The sequence below is a fragment of the Arthrobacter sp. 35/47 genome (assembly GCF_000520475.1).
In the GTDB taxonomy this organism is placed as follows: Bacteria; Actinomycetota; Actinomycetes; order Actinomycetales; family Micrococcaceae; genus Arthrobacter_D; species Arthrobacter_D subterraneus.
Genome location: NZ_KI914608.1, coordinates 1 through 3,597, shown reverse-complemented (window position 1 = coordinate 3,597; position 3,597 = coordinate 1). Strand labels below are relative to the sequence as shown.

The following is a 3,597-nucleotide window of genomic DNA, read 5'->3' as shown; positions in this document are numbered from 1 at the left end:
GGGTGGCAGAACTGGGACGACGGCGGCGGGACGGCCGGCAGATTTTCCCGGCTACCGCTGCCCTCTGGGCGCCCGCGTGGCTTCTGGAGCGGATGCTGGCGGTGTGGGTCGCCGTGGGCATCCGCCTGGCCGGCGGGGTACCGTACGCGGGGTCCAGGCTCGTGAAGGCGGGCAACTCGCTGCGCGTGCTACGCGGCAGGTATGCGCACGTGCGAGCAGCCCGTTAAAGCAGAAATGCGCAGGTGTGGTGAGCCCCGGACCCGGGGAATCACCACACCTGCGCAAAACTTCCGAGGAAGACTACCGGTTGTTGTCGATGGCGTCGTAGTCCGCGCGGTCGATCCTGCGGTGGTACCGCATGCCGGCCAGCCCGCCCAGAACCGCACCGGCCAGAGCGGCCAGCAGCGCCACGACGACGGCGATGATGCCCGTTGTGGTCAGCGCGCCTTCGTTCAGCGGCAGGCGGGGGAAGCTGTTCAGATTGGCCAGGATGTCGAACTGGGATCCGAAGATGAGGCCGAGAATGGCAACGATAACGGCAATGATGATCGCCCAGAGCCAGACGGCCACGCCCTGCTTTGCCCCGTTGAAGCGGGCCATGCGGCCTGCGACGTATCCGCCGCAGTAGTAGGCCAGCAGAAGTATCACGAGAATGATGACAGCGCTGGTGATTCCTACCGTCTGGGCGTCCTGTGAAGCCTGGTTGGCGGCCTCACCGACGCTGGTGTTCGTGGACAGGCCGAACGCTGCTCCGAACGCCGCAACCAGGGCGGTCAGCAGGACCGCCATTCCGGTAGCGGTCAGCCACCCGAAGAAGGCCGCGCCGAACTTCATGCCCCCGAAAGTTTCCTTCTGGCGCTGGTGGAGCGCGTCCCGCTCCGCACCCACGGGCACAGGTGTGACGTCGCCGTGCCGGTCATGGTCGCGGGTGGTGTCAGGATCGAGGTCACGCGGGCGTCGATGGTGATCGTCGGCGTCCCTCGTATGCGATACGGGAACCGCCGCAGTGTGCTGGCGGGTGTCATCGACGCCGTCGTTGTTCCGGTCGACGTTGATGGCGCGGGTCTCCGCGTCGGACGTCCGCGCATCCCGGCGTCGGGATGCGCCGACTTCGTGTGCTCCGGAATCATCCGAGTGCTTGGGACGGTTGTCCCTCTCGTGATTCCCTGTTCCTGGTGTGCTCATGGTGCCTCCTGATCTCAGGGCCCGTAGGCGACTTTATAAGTAACCTTAGTATTTCAGGGGTGCAGGTACAAGGTTGCCGCGCCGACGGTGGCATGCTTGTGGCATGGACTGGGAAATTCTTGTCACCGTGCTCTGCGGGCTGGCCATCGCCGTGGGCGTGGCGGGAGTTGTTGTTCCGATTCTGCCCGGCAGCATCCTCATCATTGGAGCACTGTTGGCGTGGGCATTCACGGTGACGAGCGCACCGGGGTGGACTGCCCTCGGCGTGGGCGGGGTCCTCGCGCTGGCCGGGTTGCTTGCAGGAGCCATACTGACCGGCAGGAAACTGCGGCAGCGCAGGATCCCTGGGCGTTCCGTCACCGTCGGGCTCGTCCTGGGCGTGGTGGGCATGTTCGTCATACCGGTGGTGGGACTGGTTGTCGGCTTCGTGGTGGGCTTGCTGCTGAGTGAAGCCGCGCGCCTGCGTGATTTTCGGGCGGCAGTGTCCTCAAGTGGAGAAGCGCTGAAGGCCCTGGGCTGGGGGATTGTGGTGGAGTTGGTACTTGCGTGTGCGGCGGGCAGCGCCTGGGTCCTCGCAGTCTGGGCGCATTTCGCCACGCGCTGACCCGCCTCACGCCGCGGTTACCGCCGGAAGCCGCGGTTCCTTCCGCGGCTGTACTTGGTGTTGGTACGCCCCTGCTGACGCCTGCCGAGGAGCTTCGACGCAATAACCGGTGCGAGCATGATGAGGATCTTCTTCAGCATGGTGGTCCGCCTTTCGTGGAGTGAACCTCCATAGTAAGCACACTGACTAATTCTGTGTCGACTGCGGGACGACGAAATCCCGGAGGGCTGCCAGCTGGGCACGCCTGCACTCGGGCTTGAGGTACATCATGTGCCCGGCTTCGTGATAGTGATGCGAAATCCTGTCCCGAACATCGTCAGTGAGGGTCATATGGGCGAACACGTACTCCGCTGCGAAATGCGGTGTGGCGCCGTCCTGATAGCCGTAGTCCACGTGTACGCGCAACGCGGGATTATGGACCATGAGCCGCTCCAGTACGTCGCTGACGTCAACGGGCGCCCCTTCGAAGGTCCGGTAACTCCATGGCTGAACCCGGGCCGTGAGGATCTCATACGGGAGGTCGTTCTCATATCCAAGCTCAGCACGCAAATAGTGGTTGATCGCCGCGGCGAAGGGTGCAGTGATGGCGCGCATACTCGGATCATCCATTGAACTCGATGACTGGAGGTTTGCCGGCGGAGCGGTGAACCGACCGTCGATCCGGCCCACCACCAGACCCTCCGAGCGCAGAAGCTCGGCGGCGAACTCGTGGTACGCCCAGCGCAGGTTGGTGCGGCGGATGAAACCCTCGTCAAGCGTGGTGATCGCGCTCAGGCGGTTCACCACGTCGTCGTATTCGGTCTCGCTCAGCCGAGCGCCCTGGGACAGGGCATACCCGAACTCGCGGGAAGCGAACTCCTCCGCCTCACGGACCACCTCCGCGAGTTCCCTGCCGGGATGCCTGCCGTGGTAGTGGGCGATCGCCGCGTAGGTGGGCAGGTGTAGGGCATAGGGAGTGTCGCTTCCGGGGAAGAAGCGCAGCGTGGACATGTTCAGGACGGTCGAGATCAGCCCGAGTCCGTTGACGGCCATGCCGTAGGCGTCGAACAGCCTGCCCGCGACGGCGACGGCGCGCAGCGTTCCATAGGACTCGCCGACAAGGTATTTGGGGGAGAGCCACCGGTTGTTCCGTGTGGTCCAGAGGCGGATGACTTCAGCAACGAGGTCCCGGTCTTCGACGAACGCGTGGAACTCATCCGTCTTCTCGCCCTCAACAACCCTGGAGAATCCCGTGCTCACCGGGTCGATCAGGACGAGGTCGCTGTGCTCGAGCAGGGTTTCGGGATTATCCATCAGGCCGAAAGGCGGCGGCGTCATGGCGCCGACATCACCGGAATCCACCCGGCGCGGCCCGAGCAGGCCCAGATGCAGCCACACGGAGGAGGACCCGGGCCCTCCATTGAACGCGAAGGTAACCGGCCGATTGGCGGACGCATTGTCTGCGGTGTACGCAACAACGAAAATCTCCGCCTTGGGCTTGAAACCCTCCGACTTCCCGTCCTTGACCTCTTCGCGGCGGAGGACGAGCCGGCCCGTTGAGGTGGTGTAGGCGAGACCGGACGGCATAGTGTGTTGCCGCGTGACGAAGTCGTCGCTGACTTCCTTCACTGGGGCGGGTTCCGAGGTTTCAGCGGTGGTGTCTTCTGTTGCGAATTCTTCAGCCATACCTCGAGCCTAGCGGTGGTTACGCAAGGCAACTACCCCTGCCTGGCGGTTTCCCGGGTCGGTTCGGCATCCGGATTCCAGGCCTGGCGCAGTTCTGGGCGTGCGAAGAAGCACGCCGCAGCGAGACCGATGACCACGACAGT

Annotated in this window: 4 protein-coding genes and 1 pseudogene; 2 read left to right on the top strand and 3 right to left on the bottom strand. The window is 64.4% G+C overall.

Translation table 11 applies throughout. The annotated features are described in order from the left end of the window. Nucleotides 1-227 (top strand): annotated as a pseudogene (locus X803_RS22315) (glycosyltransferase family 2 protein); the annotation flags it as partial. A gap of 73 nt (nucleotides 228-300) precedes the next feature. Here X803_RS22315 and X803_RS21925 read toward each other — a convergent pair. Further along, nucleotides 301-1,185 (bottom strand): TIGR04086 family membrane protein, encoded by an 885-nt coding sequence (locus X803_RS21925; RefSeq protein ID WP_090587796.1) that lies wholly within the window; start codon nucleotides 1,183-1,185, stop codon nucleotides 301-303. A gap of 103 nt (nucleotides 1,186-1,288) precedes the next feature. Between X803_RS21925 and X803_RS0112045 the strand changes: the two genes are divergently transcribed. After that, nucleotides 1,289-1,789: a DUF456 domain-containing protein gene (locus tag X803_RS0112045; RefSeq protein WP_026545331.1), complete on the top strand. Its 501-nt coding sequence runs from the start codon at nucleotides 1,289-1,291 to the stop codon at nucleotides 1,787-1,789. 17 nt (nucleotides 1,790-1,806) lie between these two features. On the opposite strand, the gene X803_RS22965 is transcribed toward X803_RS0112045, so the two are convergent. Together X803_RS22965 and X803_RS0112035 are read right to left on the bottom strand one after the other, a co-directional pair. After that, on the bottom strand, nucleotides 1,807-1,929 hold the full coding sequence (locus tag X803_RS22965) for a hypothetical protein (protein ID WP_275450946.1): 123 nt from the start codon (nucleotides 1,927-1,929) through the stop codon (nucleotides 1,807-1,809). 46 nt (nucleotides 1,930-1,975) lie between these two features. After that, complete coding sequence (locus tag X803_RS0112035) at nucleotides 1,976-3,454, bottom strand: S10 family peptidase (RefSeq protein ID WP_026545330.1); 1,479 nt, start codon at nucleotides 3,452-3,454, stop codon at nucleotides 1,976-1,978. Between the last annotated feature and the right edge of the window lie 143 nt (nucleotides 3,455-3,597).